The sequence below is a fragment of the Curtobacterium sp. NPDC098951 genome (assembly GCF_044759965.1).
Lineage (GTDB): Bacteria > Actinomycetota > Actinomycetes > Actinomycetales > Microbacteriaceae > Curtobacterium.
Genome location: NZ_JBIWAG010000002.1, coordinates 295,487 through 316,896, shown reverse-complemented (window position 1 = coordinate 316,896; position 21,410 = coordinate 295,487). Strand labels below are relative to the sequence as shown.

Annotated in this window: 16 protein-coding genes; 8 read left to right on the top strand and 8 right to left on the bottom strand. The window is 73.4% G+C overall.

The features are described 5' to 3' along the window. Window positions 1-33: 33 nt before the first annotated feature. Window positions 34-1,023 (top strand): general stress protein, encoded by a 990-nt coding sequence (locus ACIQUC_RS06145; RefSeq protein WP_402264476.1) that lies wholly within the window; start codon window positions 34-36, stop codon window positions 1,021-1,023. Window positions 1,024-1,153: 130 nt separating this feature from the next. Here ACIQUC_RS06145 and ACIQUC_RS06140 read toward each other — a convergent pair whose 3' ends face one another. Together ACIQUC_RS06140 and ACIQUC_RS06135 are read right to left on the bottom strand one after the other, a co-directional pair. After that, a complete protein-coding gene (locus ACIQUC_RS06140; protein WP_022906261.1) occupies window positions 1,154-1,654 on the bottom strand; it encodes a GNAT family N-acetyltransferase in 501 nt (166 codons plus the stop codon). Window positions 1,655-1,663: 9 nt separating this feature from the next. Beyond that, the gene (locus tag ACIQUC_RS06135; protein ID WP_402264473.1) at window positions 1,664-3,148 is read right to left on the bottom strand and encodes an aminopeptidase P family protein; all 1,485 of its coding nucleotides are present in this window, start codon (window positions 3,146-3,148) and stop codon (window positions 1,664-1,666) included. Window positions 3,149-3,218: 70 nt separating this feature from the next. Between ACIQUC_RS06135 and ACIQUC_RS06130 the strand changes: the two genes are divergently transcribed. Further along, window positions 3,219-4,091, top strand: coding sequence for a PHP domain-containing protein (locus ACIQUC_RS06130; protein WP_402264470.1), 873 nt, complete (start codon window positions 3,219-3,221; stop codon window positions 4,089-4,091). A gap of 160 nt (window positions 4,092-4,251) precedes the next feature. Here the strand turns inward: ACIQUC_RS06130 and ACIQUC_RS06125 are convergent, their stop codons facing one another. After that, window positions 4,252-5,751: a DEAD/DEAH box helicase gene (locus ACIQUC_RS06125; protein WP_022906264.1), complete on the bottom strand. Its 1,500-nt coding sequence runs from the start codon at window positions 5,749-5,751 to the stop codon at window positions 4,252-4,254. A gap of 94 nt (window positions 5,752-5,845) precedes the next feature. Here ACIQUC_RS06125 and ACIQUC_RS06120 point away from each other — a divergent pair, with 94 nt between their 5' ends. Further along, complete coding sequence (locus ACIQUC_RS06120; RefSeq protein WP_402264467.1) at window positions 5,846-6,559, top strand: ferritin-like fold-containing protein; 714 nt, start codon at window positions 5,846-5,848, stop codon at window positions 6,557-6,559. Window positions 6,560-6,628: 69 nt separating this feature from the next. Here ACIQUC_RS06120 and ACIQUC_RS06115 read toward each other — a convergent pair whose 3' ends face one another. Next, on the bottom strand, window positions 6,629-6,925 hold the full coding sequence (locus ACIQUC_RS06115; protein WP_402264464.1) for a hypothetical protein: 297 nt from the start codon (window positions 6,923-6,925) through the stop codon (window positions 6,629-6,631). Window position 6,926: 1 nt separating this feature from the next. Further along, window positions 6,927-7,151, bottom strand: a complete 225-nt coding sequence (locus tag ACIQUC_RS06110) for a DUF3107 domain-containing protein (RefSeq protein WP_402264461.1) — start codon at window positions 7,149-7,151, stop codon at window positions 6,927-6,929. Between the two features lie 135 nt (window positions 7,152-7,286). Here ACIQUC_RS06110 and ACIQUC_RS06105 point away from each other — a divergent pair, with 135 nt between their 5' ends. Together ACIQUC_RS06105 and ACIQUC_RS06100 are read left to right on the top strand one after the other, a co-directional pair. After that, window positions 7,287-10,442 (top strand): PD-(D/E)XK nuclease family protein, encoded by a 3,156-nt coding sequence (locus tag ACIQUC_RS06105; RefSeq protein WP_402264458.1) that lies wholly within the window; start codon window positions 7,287-7,289, stop codon window positions 10,440-10,442. Beyond that, window positions 10,439-13,711: an ATP-dependent DNA helicase gene (locus ACIQUC_RS06100; protein ID WP_402264455.1), complete on the top strand. Its 3,273-nt coding sequence runs from the start codon at window positions 10,439-10,441 to the stop codon at window positions 13,709-13,711. Before ACIQUC_RS06105 ends, ACIQUC_RS06100 begins: the two co-directional genes overlap by 4 nt. A gap of 252 nt (window positions 13,712-13,963) precedes the next feature. Here ACIQUC_RS06100 and ACIQUC_RS06095 read toward each other — a convergent pair whose 3' ends face one another. Then, window positions 13,964-14,962 carry a phosphotransferase gene (locus ACIQUC_RS06095; RefSeq protein WP_402264452.1) on the bottom strand — a complete coding sequence of 333 codons (999 nt, stop codon included), beginning with the start codon at window positions 14,960-14,962 and terminating at the stop codon, window positions 13,964-13,966. Window positions 14,963-15,069: 107 nt separating this feature from the next. Between ACIQUC_RS06095 and nudC the strand changes: the two genes are divergently transcribed. Continuing rightward, window positions 15,070-16,005 (top strand): NAD(+) diphosphatase, encoded by a 936-nt coding sequence (gene nudC, locus ACIQUC_RS06090; protein ID WP_402264449.1) that lies wholly within the window; start codon window positions 15,070-15,072, stop codon window positions 16,003-16,005. Next, a complete protein-coding gene (locus tag ACIQUC_RS06085; protein WP_402264446.1) occupies window positions 16,002-17,765 on the top strand; it encodes an ATP-dependent helicase in 1,764 nt (587 codons plus the stop codon). The genes nudC and ACIQUC_RS06085 overlap by 4 nt, the downstream gene beginning before the upstream one ends. Here ACIQUC_RS06085 and ACIQUC_RS06080 read toward each other — a convergent pair. Next, window positions 17,656-18,513 carry a hypothetical protein gene (locus ACIQUC_RS06080; RefSeq protein WP_402264443.1) on the bottom strand — a complete coding sequence of 286 codons (858 nt, stop codon included), beginning with the start codon at window positions 18,511-18,513 and terminating at the stop codon, window positions 17,656-17,658. The two genes, ACIQUC_RS06085 and ACIQUC_RS06080, sit on opposite strands and share 110 nt — an antisense overlap. Before the next feature lie 59 nt (window positions 18,514-18,572). After that, the gene (locus tag ACIQUC_RS06075; protein WP_402264440.1) at window positions 18,573-19,967 is read right to left on the bottom strand and encodes a zinc-dependent metalloprotease; all 1,395 of its coding nucleotides are present in this window, start codon (window positions 19,965-19,967) and stop codon (window positions 18,573-18,575) included. Between the two features lie 106 nt (window positions 19,968-20,073). Between ACIQUC_RS06075 and ACIQUC_RS06070 the strand changes: the two genes are divergently transcribed. After that, on the top strand, window positions 20,074-21,183 hold the full coding sequence (locus ACIQUC_RS06070) for a PDZ domain-containing protein (RefSeq protein WP_402264437.1): 1,110 nt from the start codon (window positions 20,074-20,076) through the stop codon (window positions 21,181-21,183). Window positions 21,184-21,410: the final 227 nt, after the last annotated feature.

Below are 21,410 nucleotides of genomic sequence, written 5' to 3'. Positions count from 1 at the left end.
GCGATTGCAAGGTGTGCGGTGAATGATGGCTGTGTGAGCAATCAGAGCCCGTTCGGCGGCCGCACCGCCCAGGCCTTCCCGACGCTGCCCAAGGGCGACGTCCTCGGCACCTACGACAGCTACCCCGACGCCCAGCGCGTGGTGGCGAAGCTCGCCGAGGCCGACTTCCCGGTCAACCAGCTCTCGATCGTCGGCAACGACCTCAAGACCGTCGAGCGGGTCACCGGCAAGATGACGTACGGCCGTGCGGCGATCGCCGGCGCGCTGTCCGGTCTCTGGCTCGGCATCTTCTTCGGCATCGTGCTGACGCTCTTCTCGCCGAGCGCCGGGGGACTCATCCTCGCCGCGGCCATCATCGGCGCGGCGTTCGGCATGCTCTACGGCATCGTGTCGTTCGCGATCACGAAGCGACAGCGCGACTTCACGAGCGTGCACCAGGTGCTCGCCACGAACTACCAGATCGTCGTCGCCCCGCAGCTGACCGGGCAGGCCCGCCGCATCCTCGGCGAGGCCGGGATCGCGCCGGCCACCCACTGGAACCCCGGGACCCCGGGTGCCCCGGGCCCGCAGAGTGGTCCGGGCGCCGGTGGTCCGGGCGCCGGTGGTCCGGGGCTCCACGGGCAGCAGCCGTGGCGGCCGGGTCCTCCGGCCGGTGGTCCGGCGGGCGGGCCGGGCGCCGGTCAGCAGGGATCGCCCTACGGTGGCGGCCAGCAGGGATCGCCGTACGGAGGCGGTCAGCAGGGATCGCCGTACGGTGGGCACGCCACACCGCACCAGCAGCCGGGAGGCGCGCAGCAGTCCGGCACGTCGGCCTCCGGCACGCAGACGGGTGCGCCGCGCTACGGGACGAACGAGGGGCCGCGCTACGGCGAGACCCCCACGACCGCCCCTGCCCCGGCCGAGCCCACGCCCGCTGCACAGCCGCGTGCCGACGAGCCGCCGCGCTACGGGGAACGGGTCACCGGGACCACGCCGCCGCCGAGTGCTCCCGAGTCCGGGTCGAAGGACGACGAGTCCCGCTGAGGCCTCGCGGCCGCTCCGGTCGCACGGCTCGCCGCTCACGCCCGCCGAGGTCGCACGAACGGCCGCTCCCCGTCACGGGGAGCGGCCGTTCGTGCGACCTCGGCGCGACGCGGTGCCGGCGTGCGGCGGACTACAGGACCTTCGAGTAGCAGATCGAGGTGGGGACCCCGACGTACGGCCCGAAGTTCGCGATGCGCGTGAACCCCTCGCGTTCGTAGAACCCGATCGCCCGCTTCTGCTCGTTGCCGGTCTCCAGCACGAGCGCCGGTGAACCGAGGTCGAGCGCGGCGTCCTCGAGTCGGCGCAGCAGCCCCGTCGCCACGCCCGCTCCGCGGGACTCGGGCCGGACGTACATGCGCTTGATCTCGGTGATGCCGTCCTGCACGATCCGCAGCCCGCCGCATCCGAGCGGCGTGCCGTCGTCGTCGCGGGCGAGGAAGAAGACCGCGATCGAGTCGGCCGTCGGCTTCTCGCCCGGTTCGGTGTCGCCGCCGTAGGCGCGGTCGATCTCCAGCCGCTGGGCAGCTCGGAGTCGCTGGGCGTCCGGCGAGTCGAAGTGCTCGACGTCGATCGAGAACGCGCCGTCGACGGGGTCCGACGGGATGCTGGGGGAGACCTCGGGAGTCGTCACACGCTCAGGCTAGCGGCCGGAGCGGGCGATCCACCCCTCCACTTCCGAGGGGGTCCGGGGGATGCCGACGGACAGGTTCTCGGCGCCGTCCTCGGTCACGAGGATGTCGTCCTCGATCCGGACGCCGATGCCGCGGAACTCCTCGGGCACGGTCAGGTCGTCCTGCTGGAAGTACAGGCCGGGCTCGATCGTGAACACCATGCCGGGCTGCACGATGCCGTCGATGTACATCTCGCGACGGGCCTTCGCGCAGTCGTGCACGTCGAGGCCGAGGTGGTGGCTCGTGCCGTGCACCATGTAGCGGCGGTGGAACTGGTTGTCGGGCTGCAGCGATTCGTCGGCCGTGCCGGGCAGGAAGCCCCACTCGGCGGTCTTGCGCGCGATGACCTCCATCGCAGTGGCGTGCACCTGACGGAAGGTGATGCCGGGCTTCACGATCGCGAACGCAGCGTCCGCCGCCTCAAGCACGGCTTCGTAGACGAGCCGCTGCACGTCGGTGAAGGTGCCGCTGACCGGGAGCGTCCGGGTGATGTCGGCCGTGTAGAACGAGTCCACCTCGACACCGGCGTCGATGAGGATGAGGTCGCCCGGCTCGACGGCGCCGTCGTTGCGGGTCCAGTGCAGGATGCAGGCGTGGTGGCCCGAGGCGGCGATGGTGTCGTAGCCCACGGTGTTGCCGTCGGCACGTGCACGGCGGTTGAACGTGCCCTCGACGATGCGCTCGCCACGGGGGTGCGCCAGGACGGCGTCGAAGTCGGCGATGACGTCGTCGAACCCGGCCTTGGTCGCGTTCACGGCCTTGCGCAGCTCGTTGATCTCGTAGGCGTCCTTCACCAGCCGCAGCTCGGAGAGGTCGCGCGCGGCGGCGTCGTCCGTCGCGGGCACGCCGTCGGCCTCGGGCGCGCCACCCACGGCGCTGCCGATCCGGTCGTCGAGGCCGCGCGTGAGGTCGGTGTCGGCGTCGCGGACGACGAGGGCGGACGCGTCGAGCTCGTCGCGGACGGCGTCGAACGCGCCGAGGTCGGCCGTCCGGAGCCCGAGGTCCGCCGCGACCTCGTCGAGCGAGGGACGCGGACCGACCCAGAACTCACCGATCTCGGGGTTGGCGTAGAACTCCTCGGAGTCGCGGCCGGCGGTCGCGCGGAAGTACAGCGTGGCGTCGTGGCCGGTGCCGTTCGGCGTCATCACGAGCACGGATCCGACGACCGTGTCGGTTCCCCAGCCGGTGAGGTGGGCGAAGGCGGAGTGCGGACGGAACGGGTAGTCGCAGTCGTTCGAGCGGACCTTGGCCTGCCCGGCGGGGACGACGATCGTCCGGCCGGGGTGCAGCTCGGAGAGCTTGGCGCGGCGGTCGGCGGCGAACGCGGCCTGCTCGCGGGGCTCGGGCAGCGGACGGTCACGATCGGCCCACTGCGAGCCGATGTAGTCCTTGAACGTCGAGGATCCGGGGGTGGTGGAACGGTTGCTCGTCGCGCGGGGCGTGGTGTCGGACATGCACCCATCATCGCACCGCCGCTCGCACCGCGGCCTGTGCGCCCGCTCACCTGCGGATAGCATTGGCGACGTGCCCGATCCGTTCATCGACCTGCACGCGCACTCGAGCGTCTCCGACGGCACCGAGCGACCCGCGGACCTCGTCCGGGCGGCAGCGGCCGCCGGACTGGACGCCGTCGCGCTGACGGACCACGACACGACCGCGGGGTGGGACGAGGCCACGGCGACGGCCCGCGACCTGCCGCTCACGCTCCTCCCGGGTCTCGAACTCAGCACCCGTGTCGGCTACCGCAGCGTGCACGTCCTCGGCTACCTGGTCGACCCCGCGGACCCGGCCCTCGTCGCCGAGACCCAGCGGATCCGTGACGGCCGTCTCGCGCGTGCGCGGCGCATGGTCGAGCGCATCGGCCAGGACCACCCGATCACCTGGGACGACGTGCTCGCGCAGTCGCGGGACGGTGCGACGATCGGCCGTCCGCACATCGCCGACGCCCTGGTCGCCCGCGGGCTCGAGCCCGACCGCAGCGCGGCGTTCCGCGGCATCCTGCACCCGGCCTCCGGGTACTACGAGCCGCACGAGGCGCCGAGTCCGCTCCGGGGCGTCGAGCTCATCCGGCAGGCCGGCGGCGTGCCGGTGATCGCGCACCCGGCGGCGTCGTCGCGCGGGATCGTCATCGACGAGCCGATGCTCCGCGAGCTGGTCGAGGCCGGGCTGGGCGGACTCGAGGTCGACCACCGCGAGAACCTCGCGCACGGCAAGCGCACCCTGCTCGACTGGGCGACGCGGTACGGGCTGTTCGTCACCGGGTCGAGCGACTACCACGGCACCGGCAAGCCGAACCGGCTGGGCGAGCACCGGACGGCACTGGCCGCGTTCGACGCGATCCGCTCCGAGGCGACCGGCAGCGCGCCCGTCGTCGGCGCCGGCTCCCGCCTGCCCTGACCGGCGCCCCACGGGTCCGGGCCCCGACGACCTTTCGGACCCAGCGACACCTCACGGATCAGCGTGCGCGTGATCTGTCGCTCAGGGCGTGAGAACGGTCCCGCGGCGGATGCGACGAAGGGCCCGTCGCGTCAGCGACGGGCCCTTCGGTCCGGAGGCGCTACTCGCCGTCCGACGACCCCTGCGGTGCCGAGGCGGTCGCCTCGGACGACCCGCCGCCGGCACCGCGACGGCGGCGGCGACGCCGACGCTTCGCGGCACCGTCCGTGGAACCGTCGGCCGACGCGCTCTCGGTGCCAGCGGCCTGCGGAGCCGGGGCGCCGTCGGCCGGGGCCTGCGTGTCGGCGTGTGCCGCGCCTCCCGAACGGGAACCGGAGCCCGAGCGGGTCCGCGTGCGCGGCGGACGCGAGCTGCTGCGCTGACGGTCGCCGGAGGACTTCTCGGCGGGGCCACCGGCCGAGGCTGCGTGCGCCGAGGCACCGGGCAGGCGACCCTTCGTGCCGGCCGGGATGTCGAGCTCCTCGAAGAGGTGCGGCGACGACGAGTACGTCTCGACGGGCTCCGGGATGCCGAACTCGAGCGCCTTGTCGATCAGCGTCCACTTGTGCAGGTCGTCCCAGTCCACGAACGTGACCGCGATGCCGGTCTTGCCCGCGCGACCGGTGCGTCCGGCGCGGTGCAGGTACGTGTCGGGGTCGTCCGGGATCGTGTGGTTGATCACGTGCGTGACGTCGTCCACGTCGATGCCGCGGGCCGCGACGTCGGTGGCGATGAGCACGTCGCGCTTGCCGGCCTTGAAGGCGGCCATGGCGCGCTCGCGCTGTTCCTGGTTGAGGTCGCCGTGCACGGCCGCGGCGTTGAACCCGCGGTCCTTGAGCTCCTCGACGAGCTTCGCGGCGGCGCGCTTCGTGCGGGTGAAGATCACGGTCTTGCCGCGCCCCTCGGCCTGCAGGATGCGGGCGATGACCTCGTCCTTGTCGAGCGAGTGCGCGCGGTAGATGACGTGCTTGATGTTCGCCTGCATCAGACCCTCGTCGGGGTCCGTGGCGCGGATGTGCACCGGGCGGCTCATGAAGCGGCGGGCCAGTGCGACGATCGGCGCCGGCATCGTCGCCGAGAACAGCATCGTGTGCCGGACGTCGGGGACGGCCTGGAAGATCCGCTCGATGTCGGACAGGAAGCCGAGGTCGAGCATGCGGTCGGCCTCGTCGAGGACCACCTCTTGCACGTGGGAGAGGTCGAGCAGGCGCTGGCGCTGCAGGTCGATGAGTCGACCCGGTGTGCCGACGACGATCTGCGCGCCGGCCTTGAGCTGCTCGATCTGGCCCTCGTACGCCTTGCCGCCGTAGATCGACACGATGGTCGTCGGGCGGTTCGAGGTCGCGAGTTCGAGGTCCTCGGTCACCTGGACCGCGAGCTCACGGGTCGGGACGACCACGAGGGCCTTCACGCCGTGGTCCGGGTCGGCACCGAGTCGCTGGATGAGGGGCAGGCCGAAGCCGAAGGTCTTGCCCGTACCCGTCTTGGCCTGGCCGATGATGTCCTGGCCGGTGAGGGCGAGCGGGATCGTCTGCTGCTGGATCGGGAAGGGCTCGATGATGCCCTTCGTCGCGAGCGCGTCGACGATGTCCTGCTCGATGTTGAGGTCTGCGAAAGTCAAAGAATCACCTTAGTCCTGGTGGAAGTCCCGACCAGTCTACCGACGGGCCGGTCGGGCGGGGTGCCGGGGCGGTTCCCGCTATGCTCGTCGGGTGGTGTCGTGGTGGAACCGGAAGCGCGCTGCGCAGCTCGCCGCCGCGTGGCTCGCGTCGCGCAACCCGCGGAACGCCTCGCCCGTCGAACGCCTGCAGCTCGACGACGTCAGCCCCGAGCTCGACGTGTACCTCGGCCAGGCCGCGTACCTCGAACTCTCGCTCTACGAGACGATGGGCCGCGCCGGAGCCGGAGCGCCCACGCTGTCCGGACGGCTCGTCACGGGCGTGCTCGCGACCACGGCACTCGAGCGGCACCGGGCGATCGTCGCCGAGATCGAGCGGACGGGCGGCGATCCCGCTGCGCTGATGGCACCCCACCGCGAGGCGATCGACCTTTTCCTCGAACGCACGAGCGGCGCCGACTGGTACGAGTCGATGCTCACCGGCTACGTCACCGCCGGCATCCTGAACGACCTGTTCGGCTCGCTGCTGCGGTCGCTCCCGGCCGAGGTGCGCCAGCGGCTGAAGACCGTGTTCGACGCGCGCGAGGAAGCCGCCGTCGTCGAGGAGCTCACCGAGCGCATCGCCGAGGACCCGAAGGTCGGCTCACGGCTCGCGATGTGGGGCCGACGACTCGTCGGCGACACCCTGCTCGTGGCCCGCTCGGCGCTCGCGTCCCACGCGCGTGAGGACCAGGAGCGGCTCGAGCCGGTGTGGACGGAGCTCATCGCCGCGCACACGCGACGCATGGACGCGCTCGGCCTGACGGCCTGACGGCGGTCCAGGAGGCGCGGCTCGCACCCGGCGGTCCCGTCACGTCCCGCGGGTGGTGCGTCCTCGGACTCAGGCGCCCTCAGCCTTGGCGCGCTCGAAGTACGCCGTGTCGGCGGCCGTGCGGCGCCGGCCGAGGAACCACTCCGCGACGAGGGCGACCACGCCGGCGCCGACGAGGGCCACGACCCAGATCCAGGTCGCGTCGTAGCGCCAGCCGGCCCATGTAAGGGCCTCCCACAGGACGGCGGCGGCGATGCCGCCGAGCGCCGGCCCGAGCAGTGAACCGCGGCTGGAGCGCCACGGCACGACCAGGTGCGCGACGGCCCCGACGATCAGGCCGCCGAGGACCGCGAAGAGCAGTTCCACGTCAGGCGACGAAACCGATGCGACGGGACTCCTCCGCGCCGACCTCGACGTAGGCGAGCGAGCCGACGGGGACGATGAACCGACGGCCCTTGTCGTCCTGGAGCGACAGGTGCGTCGACTCGTCGCCGAGGGCGGCCGCGACGGCCTGCTCGATCTCGTCGGCGGTCTGGGCGGTCTCGAACGCGATCTCGCGCGGGCTGTTGGTGATGCCGATCTTGATGTCCACGAGCACAGCGTATCCGAGCAGCCGTGGACCCCATCGGGCGTTCGCCGCAGGCGCACTGCGCCCGCCGGTCCGGCGTCTCGTGGACCGGCGTCGTGGCACCTCGTCGGTGTCGGTCGCTCCGGTTACCGTACGAGGGTGCCCCACACCACGCTCGCGCCCGCTCCCGAGGACACGGGTGTCGTGCGGGCCCTGGCGTCCGACCCGACCCAGGCGGCGGTGCTCGCGCTGCCGGACGGCCGGCACGCCGCCGTCATCGGCGCACCGGGCACGGGCAAGACCACCACGCTGACCCGGCTGGTCGCGGCCCGGCTCACCCGCGCGGACGCGATCTCGGCCGACGGCCACGCGACCGTCCTCGCCCTGACCAGCGCCCGCACCGCCGCCACCGCGCTCCGCGACCGGCTCGCCGCCGCGGTCGACCGGCCGGTGCCGGGGGCGCTCGCCCGCACCGTGAACTCCCTGGCGTTCCAGGTCGTCGCGCACGCCGCCGCCGCGCAGGGCCTCGAGACACCGACCCTGCTCACCGGTGGGGAGCAGGACCGCATCATCGCCGACCTGCTCGACGGGCACGAGACCGACGGCACCGGGCCGGAGTGGCCGGCGCCGATCACCGCGGTCGTCCGCGAACGCGCCGGGTTCCGCACCGCGCTCCGCGACGTCATGATGCGGGCGGTCGCCGCGGGCGTGGAACCCGAGGACATGCGCGAGCTCGGCGACGACACCGGGCGGCCGGAGTGGCGGGCGGTCGGGGACTTCGTCGACGAGTACCGCGCAGCACTGACCGCGTTCCGCGCCACCAGCCTCGACGCCGCCGAACTCGTCGCCTACGCCACGGCGGCGGTCCTGCGCGGCCAGCTGCCGGCGAGCGTCCAGGCGCTCCGCCTCGTCGTGGTCGACGACACCCAGGAACTCGTCGAGGGGGAGATCGCCCTCCTCGGTGCCCTCGCCCGCTCCGGCGTGCAGATCGTCGCGTTCGGCGACCCGGACATCGCCGCGTCCGCCTTCCGCGGGGCCGAACCCGACGTGCTCGGCCGGCTGGCGTCCCGCCTCGGTGTGGACCGCGTCGACGAGCTCGTCCTCGGCACGGTGCACCGGCACGCGGCCCCGGTCCGTGCCCTCGTGTCCGGCATCACGGCACGCATCGGTGCGGCGGCGGCCGGTCGGCAACGCACGGCGGTCGCGACCACGGCGGACGCCCGCCCCGACGCCGTCGTGCACCTCGAGGGAGCGAGCCGCGCGGCCCTCGTGGTCGCGATCGCCCGGCGGCTCCGCGAGCACCGGCTGCTCGACGGCGTGCCGTGGCACCGGATGGCGGTCGTCACCCGCAGCGGGGCCGCGATCCCCGAGCTCGTCCGTGCCCTCTCGGTGGCCGAGGTCCCGGCGACCGCCGGAGCCGCCCCCGTCCGACCCCGTGACGACACCGCGGCACGGTCGCTGCTCGACGCCGCGGCGGTCGCACTCGGCGTGTTCCCGCTCGACCCCGTGCTCGCCACCTCGTTCGCGACCGGACCCCTCGGCGGCCTCGACACCCTCGCGATGCGCCGACTCCGGCTCGCCCTCCGCCGTGAAGAACTCGCCGGCGGCGGTACCCGCACGGCCGACGAACTCCTCGTGGACGCGCTCGGCGCCCCCGAGCGACTGGCGACGGTGGACGCCGGGTTCGCCCGGCGTGCCACGCGGCTGGCGCGCAGCCTGGTGCAGGCGCAGCAGGACGCCGCAGCGGGGGCCAGCATCGAGGAGATCCTCTGGGGACTCTGGGAGCGCAGTGGGCTCGCCGGCACCTGGGGCGGACAGTCCGCCGCGGGCGGGGTCGGCGCGGCCGAGGCCGACCGGCACCTCGACGCCGTGGTCGGGCTGTTCACCGCCGCCAAGCGGTTCGTCGAACGCACGCCGGACGCCCCGGCACGCGTGTTCGTCGACGACCTGCTCGGCGCCGACCTGCCCGAGGACTCGATCGGACCCGACCGCACCGCCGGACGGGTCCGCGTGCTCACCCCCTCGGCCACCATCGGACTCGAGTGCGACGTGGTCGTCGTGCTCGGGCTGCAGGACGGCGTCTGGCCGAACACGCGGGTCCGCGGCAGCCTGCTCGACCCCGACGGCCTGGTCCGTGCGGCCGCGGGGATCGACCACGAGACGATCGACGACCGTGCCGCGGTCATCGCCGACGAACTCCGACTGTTCGCCCGTGCGGTCTCCCGCGCGACGACCCAGGTGATCATCGGGACGGTGGCGAACGACGACGAGGCACCGTCCCCGTTCGTCCGCCTCGTGCCGGTGCCGCCCGACCGGCAGCCGACCGTCCACCCGCTCTCGCTGCGCGGGCTCGCCGGCTCGCTCCGACGTCGCGTGGTGGCCTCGGGCGACCACGAGGCCGCGTCCGCCCTCGCCCGCCTGGCCGAGGCCGAGGTCCCCGGTGCCGCTCCGGACGACTGGTACGGACTCGCCGAGCCCTCGACCGACGACCCGCTCGTCGACCTCGACGCCCCGCCGGCACCCGAGCACGAGGGGGGTGAACCGGTCGCACCGACCGTGTCCGTCTCGCCGTCGCGGATCGGCACGTTCGAGGAGTGCCCCGTGCACTGGTTCGTGCAGACGTTCGGCGGCAGTGCGCCGAGCCCGGCGATGGGGATCGGGACGATCGTGCACGAGACGATGGAGCACGCGACCGCCGTCGACGTGGAGTCCCTGTGGCAGCACGTCGAGGGACGGTGGGACGAACTCACGTTCGAGTCGCCGTGGATCGCCGACCGCGAACGCGCCCGCACGCGCCGGATGATCGAGGGCCTCAGCGACTACCTCCGCACCTTCGCGAGCGCCGGACGCCGACTGCTCGGCGCCGAGACCTCGTTCGCGCTCGTCACCGGGCCGGCACGGATGCGCGGCAGCATCGACCGGATCGAGGTGGACCCGGACGGCCGCGTCAGCGTGGTCGACCTGAAGACCGGACGGTCGATGCCGAGCGAGAAGAACGACATGCCGGAGCACCCCCAGCTCGGCGCCTACCAGCTCGCGGTCGAGGACGGCGCGGTCGAGGGAGTGCCCGCCGGCTCGACGATGGCCGACGCCCGGCTGGTCTTCGTGCAGAACGCCCGGAGCGGCCGCGCCTACTCGGAACGGACGCAGCAGGCGTTCGACGACGACGCACGTGAGACCTACCGCCAGCGGCTGCACACCGTCGCGACGGGCATGGCCGGACGGACCTTCCTGGCGAACGTCGACGACCACTGCGAGAAGGCCCGGACCGGCGCCCCGTGCCGGATCCACGTCGTGGGCGAGGTGACCTGGTGAACGAGGACCAGCTGCTCGGACCCGACGACGCCACCACGGTCGACCCGGACGACCTCGCCGCACCCCGCCACGGTGCCGACGCGATCGCCGACGCCCTCGGACGCCCACGCCCCACACCGCAGCAGCGCGCCGTCATCGAGTCGCCGCTCACCCCGGCGCTCGTCGTCGCGGGAGCCGGCAGCGGCAAGACCGAGACCATGGCGTCCCGCGTCGTCTGGCTCCTCGCGAACGGGATGGTCCGCCCCGACGGCATCCTCGGGCTGACCTTCACCCGCAAGGCCGCCGGGGAACTCTCGGTCCGCATCAACGACCGCATCCGCGCGCTCGAGGACGTCGGACTGCTCGCAGCAGGTGACGCGTTCGAGGCCCCGACGGTGTCCACCTACAACGCGTTCGCCAACTCGGTCTTCCGCGAGAACGCGCTGCTCGTGGGCCGCGACGGCGAGTCCCAGGTACTGACCGAGCCGTCCGCCTGGCAGCTCGCACGCCGGGTCGTCGTCGCCGCGCGGGACGACCGGCTGTCCGGCCTCGACCGCGACGTCGACACCGTGACCGCGGCCGTCGTGGCGCTCGCCTGGGCGGTGTCCGAGCACCTCGTCGAGCCCGAGCGACTGCGGCGCTTCGCGATCGAGTTCGCCGGGCTGCTCGAGCTGCCGGGGAACGGCCGCGGCGGAGCGTACAAGGCGATCACCGACGCCGTCGCCGCGATCGGTGCGCTCGAACCCCTCGTCGACCTGGTCGAGGAGTTCCGCCGGCAGAAGGTCGACCGGGGCTTCGTGGAGTTCTCCGACCAGATCGCCCTCGCGCTCGCCGCGGCCGAGTCGGCGCCCCGGGTCGTCACCGACCTGCGGCAGCGGTACGGCGTGGTGCTGCTCGACGAGTACCAGGACACCTCGGTGGTGCAGACCCGGTTCCTCGCCCGGCTGTTCCGCGGGCACCCGGTGATGGCGGTGGGCGACCCGCACCAGTCGATCTACGGGTTCCGTGGTGCGAGTGCGGCGAACCTCGCCCGGTTCCCGCGGGACTTCGGTGCTGCGGCCGAGCCGGGTGGCGACGCCGTCCGGCCCGTCACCTTCGCGCTCTCGACGAGCTGGCGGAACCCGGTCGACGTCCTCGCCGGTGCGAACGCCGTCGTGGCGCCGCTGTCCGAGGCGTCCGAGGTCGACGTCGAGCGCCTCGTGCCCCGTCCCGGTGCGGACGCCGGGACGGTCCGCGCCGTCTTCCCCGAGACCCTGCCGGACGAGGCCGCCGCGGTCGCCGGGTGGTTCGCCGAGCGCCGTGCCGCCGACCCGACGGGCTCGATGGCGCTGCTGCTGCGGTCCCGGAAGGACCTCGCCGCGTTCACCGCCGCCCTCGGCGACCGTCGGGTGCCGTTCCACGTGCTCGGCACCGGCGGGCTCCTGCAGCGCCCGGAGATCGTCGACCTCGTCGCGTGCCTCCGCGTGCTGCACGACCCCGCCGCGGGCAACGACCTCATCCGGCTCCTCGCCGGGGCACGGTGGCGGATCGGCGCCGCGGACATCGTCGCCCTGCACGCCCTCGCTCGCTGGTTGTTCGGCCGCGACCACACCCAGCAGCGACTCGACGACGACGTCACGGCGGCGTTCCGCGCATCCGTCGCCGCGGGGGAGCACGGGTCGATCGTCGACGCCCTCGACTTCGTCGCGACGGCCCCCGACGAGCACGGTGCACTGTCCGACATCAGCGAGACCGGTCGTCGCCGCATGCGCGCGCTCGGCCGGCAGCTGCAGGCGCTGCGGTCCCGGGCGAGCGGCGACCTCGTCGACTTCGTCACGCTCGTCGTGCAGGAGATGCGGCTCGACATCGAGGTCGCCGCGCACGAGCAGGGCAGCGGCGCATTCCTCGACGCCTTCATCGACGAGCTCGCCGGCTTCGTGACGACGGACGACCGGGCCGACCTCGGTGCGTTCCTCGGGTGGATCGACGCCGCTGCCCGGCGCGACGACATGGGCCCGCGCTCCGAGGAGCCCGAGGCCGGCACCGTGCAGATCCTGACGATCCACGGGTCGAAGGGCCTCGAGTGGGACGCCGTCGCGGTCCCGCGGCTGGTCGAGGGCGCGCTCCCCGCCCGCCCACAGGAGGGCTCGTCCGGGTGGATCGGCTTCGGCCGGCTGCCGTACGAGTTCCGCGGCGACGCCGACGAACTGCCGCGGCTCGACTGGCGGGGGCACGACACGCAGAAGGACGTCACGCTCGCGATCGACGCCTACAAGGAGCAGGTGAAGGCCCGCAACGAGGACGAGGAACGGCGTCTCACCTACGTCGCGCTCACCCGGGCGAAGCACGACCTGCTCGTCTCCGGGTCGTTCTGGGCGGGCGGGGTCCGTCCCACCGAGCCGAGCCGGTACCTGCGCGACCTCGTCGACGCCGGTGTGGTGGACGCCGCCGCCGTCCCCGAGACGACCGAGCACGAGGAGAACCCGCTCGGCGACGCCGGTGCCACGCAGTCCTGGCCGCACGTGCCGTTCGGGCACCGAGCCGCCCGGGTCGTCGCTGCCGCCGAGCGCGTGCGGAACGCGAACCCCGGGGCTGCCGGACGCTTCAGCGCCGACATCGACCTGCTGCTCGCCGAGCGCGCCGCGAACCGGACGGCCCGGCACCGGGTGGTCGTCCCGCACCGCGTCCCGGCGTCCGGCTTCAAGGACTACCTCGCCGAACCCGACGCCGTCGCCGAGCGGCTGCGCCGGCCCATGCCGGAACGGCCGTACCGGGCGACGCGACTCGGCACCCTGTTCCACCAGTGGGTCGAGCAGCGCGCTCGCAGAGGCGGGTCGCTCGAGACGCTCGACGCCTGGCCGGACGAGCTCGACCTCGACGGGGACGACGTGGTCGACGCCTCGCCTGACGCCGTGGTCACCGACGACGACGCCCGGCGGCTCGCCGACTTCCAGGCGACCTTCGCCCGGTCCCGCTGGGCGGCACTGACCCCGGTCGAGGTCGAGCGTGAGATCCACATCCCGTTCCTCGGCCACAGCGTCGTCTGCAAGCTCGACGCGGTGTACGAGATCGACGGGCGGGCCGAGGTCGTCGACTGGAAGACCGGCAAGGCACCGACGGGCGAGGACGACCTGGCGAAGCGGCAGCTGCAACTCGCGCTGTACCGGGTCGCCTACGCCGAGTTCACCGGGCGTCCGATCGACGAGGTCGACGCCGTGTTCTACTTCGTGGCCGACGACCTCGAGGTCCGGCCGCGGGAACTGCTCGACCGTGCCGGACTCGAGCGCGCCTGGCGCGACGCGGTCGGCTGACGCCCGCCGCCGGCCGGCCGCGCCGACGCCGGCCTGCACGTCGAACCACGAAGACGCCGGCCCGCACGTCGGACCACGAAGACGCCGGGCCTGCACGTCGAACCACGAATCCGACGTCGAACCACGCGCGGACGCTGGTTCGATGTCGGAACCGTGGTTCGATCCGGACGCGCGCCGCGTCGGACCGCCGGCGACGGGGCGGAGACGAGCCGCGCCTCCAGGGCCGACGCGCGTCGGCGGAGCAGGCCGGTGTCAGCCGTGTCGGCGCTCGGTCGACGAGAGCAGCTGCTCGACCTCGCCGATCTCCATCGTCTCGGGTGAGACCGACTGCAGCGGTGCCGCACTCGGCGTCTGGACGGCGTCGACCAGGCGGTGCATCATCGCGACGGCGTCGTCGACGACCTCGGTGCTCTTCACCTGCACGCCGTGCAGCAGCCACTGGGCCGTCTCGAGCTCGTGGTGGACCCGGGCGCGCTGGGCGAGCTGCCGGTCGCGGCCGCCGCCGTTCGCTTCGTAGGCGCTGAGGACGGTGTCGAAGGCCTGCGCCCGTCCCGCGAGCACCCACGCGAGGTCCTTCGCCGGGTCGCCGAGTCGCAGCTCGCCCCAGTCGATGACCCCGGAGACGTCGTCGCCCTTGACGAGGATCGTCTCGGTCCCGAGCGAACCGTGCACGACGGTCGGGGTGAACTGCCACAGCTGCTGGTCGCGCGCGGCACCCTCCCAGCGTTCCTTGAGCGCTGCCGGCACGAGCTTCGTGGCGACCGCCCGGTCCATCACGGAGACCGCCGAGCGCAGCACCTCGAAGGGGGTGAGCGACGGCAGGCCGGCGTCGGTGACGAAGCTCGTCGGGAGCTGGTGGACGGCGGCGACTGCGCGGCCGACGCTGGTGGCGAGCTCCGGCCGGTCGACGAGGTCCTGCAGCGTCGGGTGCGTACCGGGTAGGTACGAGGTGACGATGGCGCGGGTCGACCCGATGGGTGCCTGGCCGCGGTACTCGGCGACACCGAACGGGAGGCGCGTGCGGATCCCGGCGCTCAGCGCCCGGATCGCGACGAGGTCGGCGGACTGCCGTGCCTCGGCCCGCTGGTTGCGCGGACGACGGATCGCCGACCAGGCGCCGTCGACGTCGCGGAGGACGGCTGATTCGTAGTCCCCGGACGCCGCCGAGCCGAGCGTGCGCGTGCCCGTGACGACGAGGCCGGAGACGGCCGTGGTCGCCAACGCGGCTAGAGTGAACTGGGATCCCGCCATGCCCCTCAGGGTAGGTCCGCAGCCGGTGGTCGAGCGTGCGCCACGCTGGCCTGCGACAGCCCGGGCTCCCGCACACCGACCCGACCCGACCCGAGGAGCCCCCTGCCGTGACCGTCGAGTTCGCCGCCCGGCTGCCGCTCTCCCGCAACGACCTCGACCGCGACGCGGAGTTCCGCACGACGGACGACCTCGACCGCGTGCTCCGGGACGACCCGTCGACCCGCTACCTGCCCGTCCGCGGCTCGGAGCTGCTGCGGAACGGCGACGACACGCTGCGCTTCGTGTCCGCCGACGCCGTGCCGCAGGACGCCGTGACGCTGTACCTCGGCCGTGCCGTGTCCGACGCACCCGATGCGCCGACCGGCACCCGGTTCGTCGCCGCGTTCCTCGACGCCGGCGCCGCGGCCGCGATCGAGCCCGACGACGACGCGTGGGCGAGCCTCCGGATGTTCGGGACCGAGCTCTCGCCGCGCGACCAGGGCCTCGCGGTCGAGGCCGTGGCGATGGCGAACTGGCACGCGGTGCACGGCTTCTCACCCCGCACCGGGTCCGCGACCGACGTCGTCACCGGCGGCTGGGTCCGCCGGGACCCCGAGGGGCACGAGCACTTCCCGCGCACCGACGCGGCGATCATCGTCGGGGTGACCGACGCCGACGACCGGATCCTGCTCGGCTCGAACGCCGCGTGGGACGCCGACCGGTACTCGCTCCTCGCGGGCTTCGTCGAGCCGGGGGAGTCCCTCGAGGACGCCGTCCGGCGCGAGGTCTGGGAAGAGTCGGGCGTCCGCGTCGAGGAGCCCGAGTACCTGGGGTCCCAGCCGTGGCCGTTCCCAGCCTCGCTCATGCTCGGTTTCCGTGCCCGCGCGGTGGACGGCGACCCGACGACCGCTCGACCGGACGGCGTCGAGATCCTGGACGTCCGGTGGTTCTCGCGCGACGAGATCCGCGAGCGCGCCGGCGACACCCTGCTCCTGCCGGGGAAGACGTCGATCGCCCGCGCCATCATCGAAGAGTGGTACGGCGGGCCGCTGGACCTGCCGTGAGCGGGACCGCCGCCGGGGCCTCCGCCGAGCCGCTCCGTCCGCCGTCGCCCGACGAGCTCCTCGCCGCCCTCGACGCCGAACAGCGCACCGTCGCCCGCACCCTGCTCGGGCCGGTCGCCGTGCTGGCCGGTGCCGGCACCGGCAAGACCCGGGCGATCACACACCGGATCGCCTACGGCGTCGCGACCGGCACCTACGCGCCGAACCACGTCCTCGCGCTGACGTTCACGACCCGGGCGGCCGGCGAGCTGCGGTCGCGGCTGCGGTCCCTCGGTGCGGGGACCGTGCAGGCCCGCACGTTCCACGCGGCCGCGATGGCACAGCTCAGCTACTTCTGGCCGGACACGGTCGGCGGCCACGCGCCGAAGATCGTCGAGTCCAAGGGCCGCATGATCGCGCACGCGGCCGACTCGGTGGGGCTGCAGGTGGAAACCCCGACGCTCCGCGACCTGGCCGGCGAGGTCGAGTGGCGCAAGGTCCAGATGCTCTCCTACGACGAGTACGAGGCCGCCGCCGCCGACCGGGTGATGCCCCGGGACACCGCGCCGCGTCGGGTCCTCGACCTCATGCGCGCCTACGAGCAGCTGAAGGACGACCGGCGACAGCTCGACTTCGAGGACGTCCTGCTCGCCACGCTCGGCATGGTGGAGTCCGAACCCCGGGTGGCGTCCTACGTCCGGCAGCAGTACCGGTTCTTCGTGGTCGACGAGTACCAGGACGTCTCGCCCGTGCAGCACGACCTGCTCCGCGCCTGGCTCGGCGGCCGGGACGACGTCTGCGTGGTCGGCGACGCCAGCCAGACCATCTACTCGTTCGCGGGGGCGTCGAGCCGGTACCTGCTCGGCTTCGGTTCCGAGTTCCCCCGCGGGTCCGTGCTGCGGCTCGAGCGGAACTACCGGTCCACGCGCGAGGTCGTGCACGCCGCGAACGCGCTCATGCGCGGGCAGCCAGGGGCCCTCGACCTCGTCGCGCAGCACACCGAGCCGGGCCCGCGGCCCGAGGTCCTGGCGTGCGTGCACGATGGCGACGAAGCCCAGACGGTCGCGCGCACGATCGCCGCGCTCGTCGCCGACCCGGCCTCGCCCGCGTCCTACGGGGACGTCGCGGTGCTCTACCGTCTGGGTGCCCAGGCCGCCGCGATCGAGTCGGCGCTCGGTCGAGCGGGCATCCCGTACCGGGTGCAGGGCGGCACCCGGTTCTTCGACCGACCCGAGGTCAAGCTGGCGGTGCACCACATGCGGGGCGAGGCCGTCCGACAGACCGACGACGAGCTCACCCGGCGGGTCGGCCTCGTGCTCCAGGTGAGCGGGTGGACGCCGACGCCCCCGGAGGGCACGGGTGCGGTGCGCGAGCAGTGGGAGGCGCTGCAGGCGATCATGGGCCTCGCCGAGGACGCGCCCGCCGGCACGACGATGCAGCAGTTCACGCAGGACCTGGTCGACCGTGCGGCGACGCACCACGAGCCGGAGCTGGACGCGGTGACCCTCGCCACGCTGCACTCGTCGAAGGGCCTCGAGTGGCCGCACGTCGTGGTGATCGGCGTGGCCGAGGGACTGCTCCCCATCTCCTACGCCACCACCGACGACGAGGTCGACGAGGAACGCCGGCTCTTCTACGTCGGGCTCACCCGTGCCCGCCGCTCGGTGACCCTCACGTGGTCGCGACAGGGGTCCACGCGTGGGGGCGCCCGGGTGGCGAGTCGCTTCCTGGCAGCGCTCGGCACGAACACCGCGGGTGGAACGTCACCGGCTGCCGACTGACCGACAGGTCGTCGCGGTCGAAGACGAGCTGGTCCGGACCGGGGTGCTGGGTCCGGGACGGGAGCCGTTCGAGGAGCATCCGGGTCGTCGCCGCCGCGACCGCTGCGATCCGGTAGGGCGAGAGCGGTGCCGCGGGGCGGCCCCACACCTGCGCCGCGATGGCCGGCCAGCACGGGTCGTCGTCGACGCGCGCGTACTCGACGCACTGGAGGCACGGCCCGGCACCCGGGACGACGAACGGCCCGAGGCGCACGCGTCCGTCCCCGACGACGACCGGCAGGTGGGCGGTGCCCCGCCGGGTCCAGGCCGCGCGGACCGCCGGGTCGACGACGTGGTCGGCCACCACCACGGCGAGCTGGGGATCCGGGTCGGGGACGGCCACCGGTCCGCCGCGGGGCGCCGCCGTACGCACGACGGTCACGCCCTCGCCCGAGAGCAGTTCGGCGACCGCGTCGGGCAGCGCGCCGGTGCCGTGCACCTCGACGCGCGCGAGCGGTTCGGGGAGGACGTCCACGACCGCCGGTGAGGCGTCCCCGAGGACGCGTGCGGCGAGACCGGGTGGGCAGCCGCTCGCCGCGGCGACCCCGGAGAGCGCGTCCCGACCGGTCTCGCGTCTGAGTGCGCACAGGAAGCGTTCCTCGGCCGTGCTCGGGACCGGCACGACGGCGCGCGGCGGGTCGACCCCGAGCTGGACGGTGGTCGGGTCGCGCCAGACGAACTCGAGGGACGGATCGATGCGGATGCCCATGCCCCCACGCTGGCGGACGGGGCCCGGGCGTGGGGGAGGGGCGGCGGATCTGTGGAGAACTACTTCGGAGCGTCGCCGCGGTCGTCGGCGGGGCCGTCCTCGACGTTGCCGTCCTCGTCCTCGCGCGGGCGGTCGCCGGTCGCGTCGTTGAGGAGGTCCTCGAGCGCCTTGTCGAACTCGTCGTCCTCGGCGGACCGGCCGGGGTTCCGGAGCCGGGCGACGAAGGCGTCGGGCGCGTCGATGTCCTCGGAGGTGGGGACGGCGTCGAAGTGCGACCACAGGGCGTCGCGCTGCTCGGTGCCGAGCTCGTCGGTGACGCGCTGCCACATCGCGGCGGCCTCGCGGAGGCGACGGGGCCGGAGTTCGAGCCCGACGAGCGTGGCGAACGCGGACTCGGCCGGCCCGCCTGCCGCGCGACGGCGGCGGACCATCTCGGCGATCGCGCCGGACTTCGGCAGGCGTTCGGTGGCGGCGGCGGTCACGGTGTCGACCCAGCCCTCGACGAGCGCGAGCATCGTCTCGAGCCGGGCGAGGGCGGCCTCCTGTTCGTCGGTGCGCGGCGGGATGAGGGCGCCGGACGCGAGGGCGTCGCGGAGCTGCTCCTGGTTCGTCGGGTCGATCTCGGACGCGAGCTCCTCGACGCGGTCGAACGGGATGTGGATGCCCCGGGCGTAGTCGGTGATCGACGAGATGATGTGCAGCCGGAGCCACCGGGCCGAGCGGAAGAGCCGGGCGTGTGCCAGCTCGCGGACGGCCAGGTAGATCCGGACCTCGTCCTCGGGGACGTCGAGTCCCTCGGCGAACTCGGCCACGTTCTGCGGCAGGAGTGCGGCGACCTGCTCGTCGAGGAGCGGCACGCCGACGTCGCCGCCGGACACGACCTCCTTCGAGAGCTGCCCGACGACCTGGCCGAGCTGGATCGCGAAGAGTGCGCCGCCGACGCCGCGCATCGCCTTCGAGACGTCGCCGAGCATCGCCTTGAGCTGCTCCGGCGCGCGCTGCTCGATCGCCTCGGTGAGTGCGTTCGAGATGCTCAGCGCCACGGGCTCGGCGATCTGCGCCCACACCGGGGTGGTCGCCTTCGCCCACTGCTCGCGCGTGTAGAGGCTCGGCGTCGCGGTGAGCTCGGCGACCGAGGTGGCCTCGTCGAGCCAGAGCGCGGCGACCTGGAACGCCTGGTCGGCCGCCTGCGAGGTCGCGGGGTCGACCGGGTGGCCGCCCTCACGGGCGATCGCGGTGGCCCGCTCGGAGGCGACCGAGAAGTCGATGCCGTCGCCGCCGGACTGCGCGGCTCGCTGCAGCTGGCTCATCAGGTTCGCGACGAAGGCCGGGTCGTTCGGCAGCCCCGCGGCTCCGGCGAGCTGCGACGGGTCGATCTGGCCCTCGCCGGACAGGAGCTTCCGGAGCATCTCCTGGAAGTCGTCGTCCGGCCCCGGCTGCGGTTCATCAGGCATGACGACTACGCTAATCGCTGCTCACGGGGCCGCGCCTGGGACGCCCCCGTGGGAACGCCCGAACCGCTGCGCCGAGGGCGAACAGCCCACCGTGGAAGGACGCTGCGTGACCCTCTTCGCCCCCGAACCCCGCCGACGTCCGCGCTCCCGGACCGTCGGCTGGGCGTTCGTGATCGGTGCCGTCGTCCTCGGGCTGCTCGCCAGCCTGCTGCCGAGCCCGTACCTCATCGAGGTCCCCGGCCCGGTCTACAACACCATCGGCACGCAGGAGCAGGGGACGGGCAAGGACGCCAAGCAGGTCAAGCTCATCCAGATCGACGGGCACCCGACCTACCCGACCGGCGGCGCGCTCGACATGCTCACCGTCGGCATCCAGGGCGACGCGACGAACCGGCCGTCGTGGACGAGCGTCATCCGTGCCCTCTTCACGAAGTCCGAGGCGGTGATCCCCGCGTCCGCGATCTACCCGGAGGGCGTCAGCACCGACCAGGTGAACCAGCAGGACACGGCCGACATGCAGCAGTCGCAGCAGTCCGCCGTCGCCGCGGCGCTCATCCACCAGGGGTACCGCCTGCCGACCGAGCTCGAGGTCGGCACCGTCCAGAAGGGCTCGGCGGCCGACGGCGTCATCGACGAGGGGGACGTCATCCGGTCGTTCGACGGGACCTCGCTCACCGAGAACGCCGACGCGACCTCGCTCCGTGAGCTGGTCGCGAAGCACGGCACCTCGGGCCCGGTGACGGTGGTCGTCGAACGCGACGGTGCCGAGAAGACGGTCGAGCTGACGCCGCGGAGCGAGCAGGGCACGGCCCTGATCGGTGTGGGCGTGACCGAGCAGTACGACTTCCCGTTCCGCGTCTCCATCGAGCTCCAGGACGTCGGCGGCCCGTCGGCCGGGATGATGTTCGCACTCGGGATCATCGACGAGATCACGCCGGGCAAGCTCAACGGCGGGAAGCACGTCGCCGGGACCGGCACGATCACCGCCGACGGCGAGGTCGGTGCGATCGGCGGCATCCGCCAGAAGATGTACGGCGCGAAGGACGCCGGCGCGACCGTCTTCCTCGCACCGGCCGACAACTGCGACGAGGTGGTCGGTCACGTCCCGGACGGGCTCGACGTCTACCGGGTCGCGACCCTCGACCAGGCGGTCACCGATCTGCAGACGATCGCCTCCGGGAAGAGCACCGCGAAGCTCGCGCGCTGCACGTCCTAGACCCGGCCATGCGCTCCGGGCGATGTCCGCGGACGGCGCGATCCGTGCCTCCCGAGCGGTCAGCCTGGAGGCGCGACACCCGTTCCTGAGTCGCCGTACAGTTTCAGGGGTGCTCGCGCCACATAGGATCGATGCACTGACGGCCCGCCGCGCCGGGCCCGCCGGTTCGACACGTCTGGAGCACATCAAGTGACGACAACCTCGTCCACCTCGGGGCGGCGTTCGCC

Excerpts from the sequence above, each read along its gene's own strand:
- ACIQUC_RS06135 (WP_402264473.1), bottom strand. The coding sequence starts at position 3,148 with ATGTCCGACACCACGCCCCGCGCGACGAGCAACCGTTCCACCACCCCC.
- ACIQUC_RS06095 (WP_402264452.1), bottom strand. The coding sequence starts at position 14,962 with ATGGCGGGATCCCAGTTCACTCTAGCCGCGTTGGCGACCACGGCCGTC.
- ACIQUC_RS06080 (WP_402264443.1), bottom strand. The coding sequence starts at position 18,513 with ATGGGCATCCGCATCGATCCGTCCCTCGAGTTCGTCTGGCGCGACCCG.
- ACIQUC_RS06075 (WP_402264440.1), bottom strand. The coding sequence starts at position 19,967 with ATGCCTGATGAACCGCAGCCGGGGCCGGACGACGACTTCCAGGAGATG.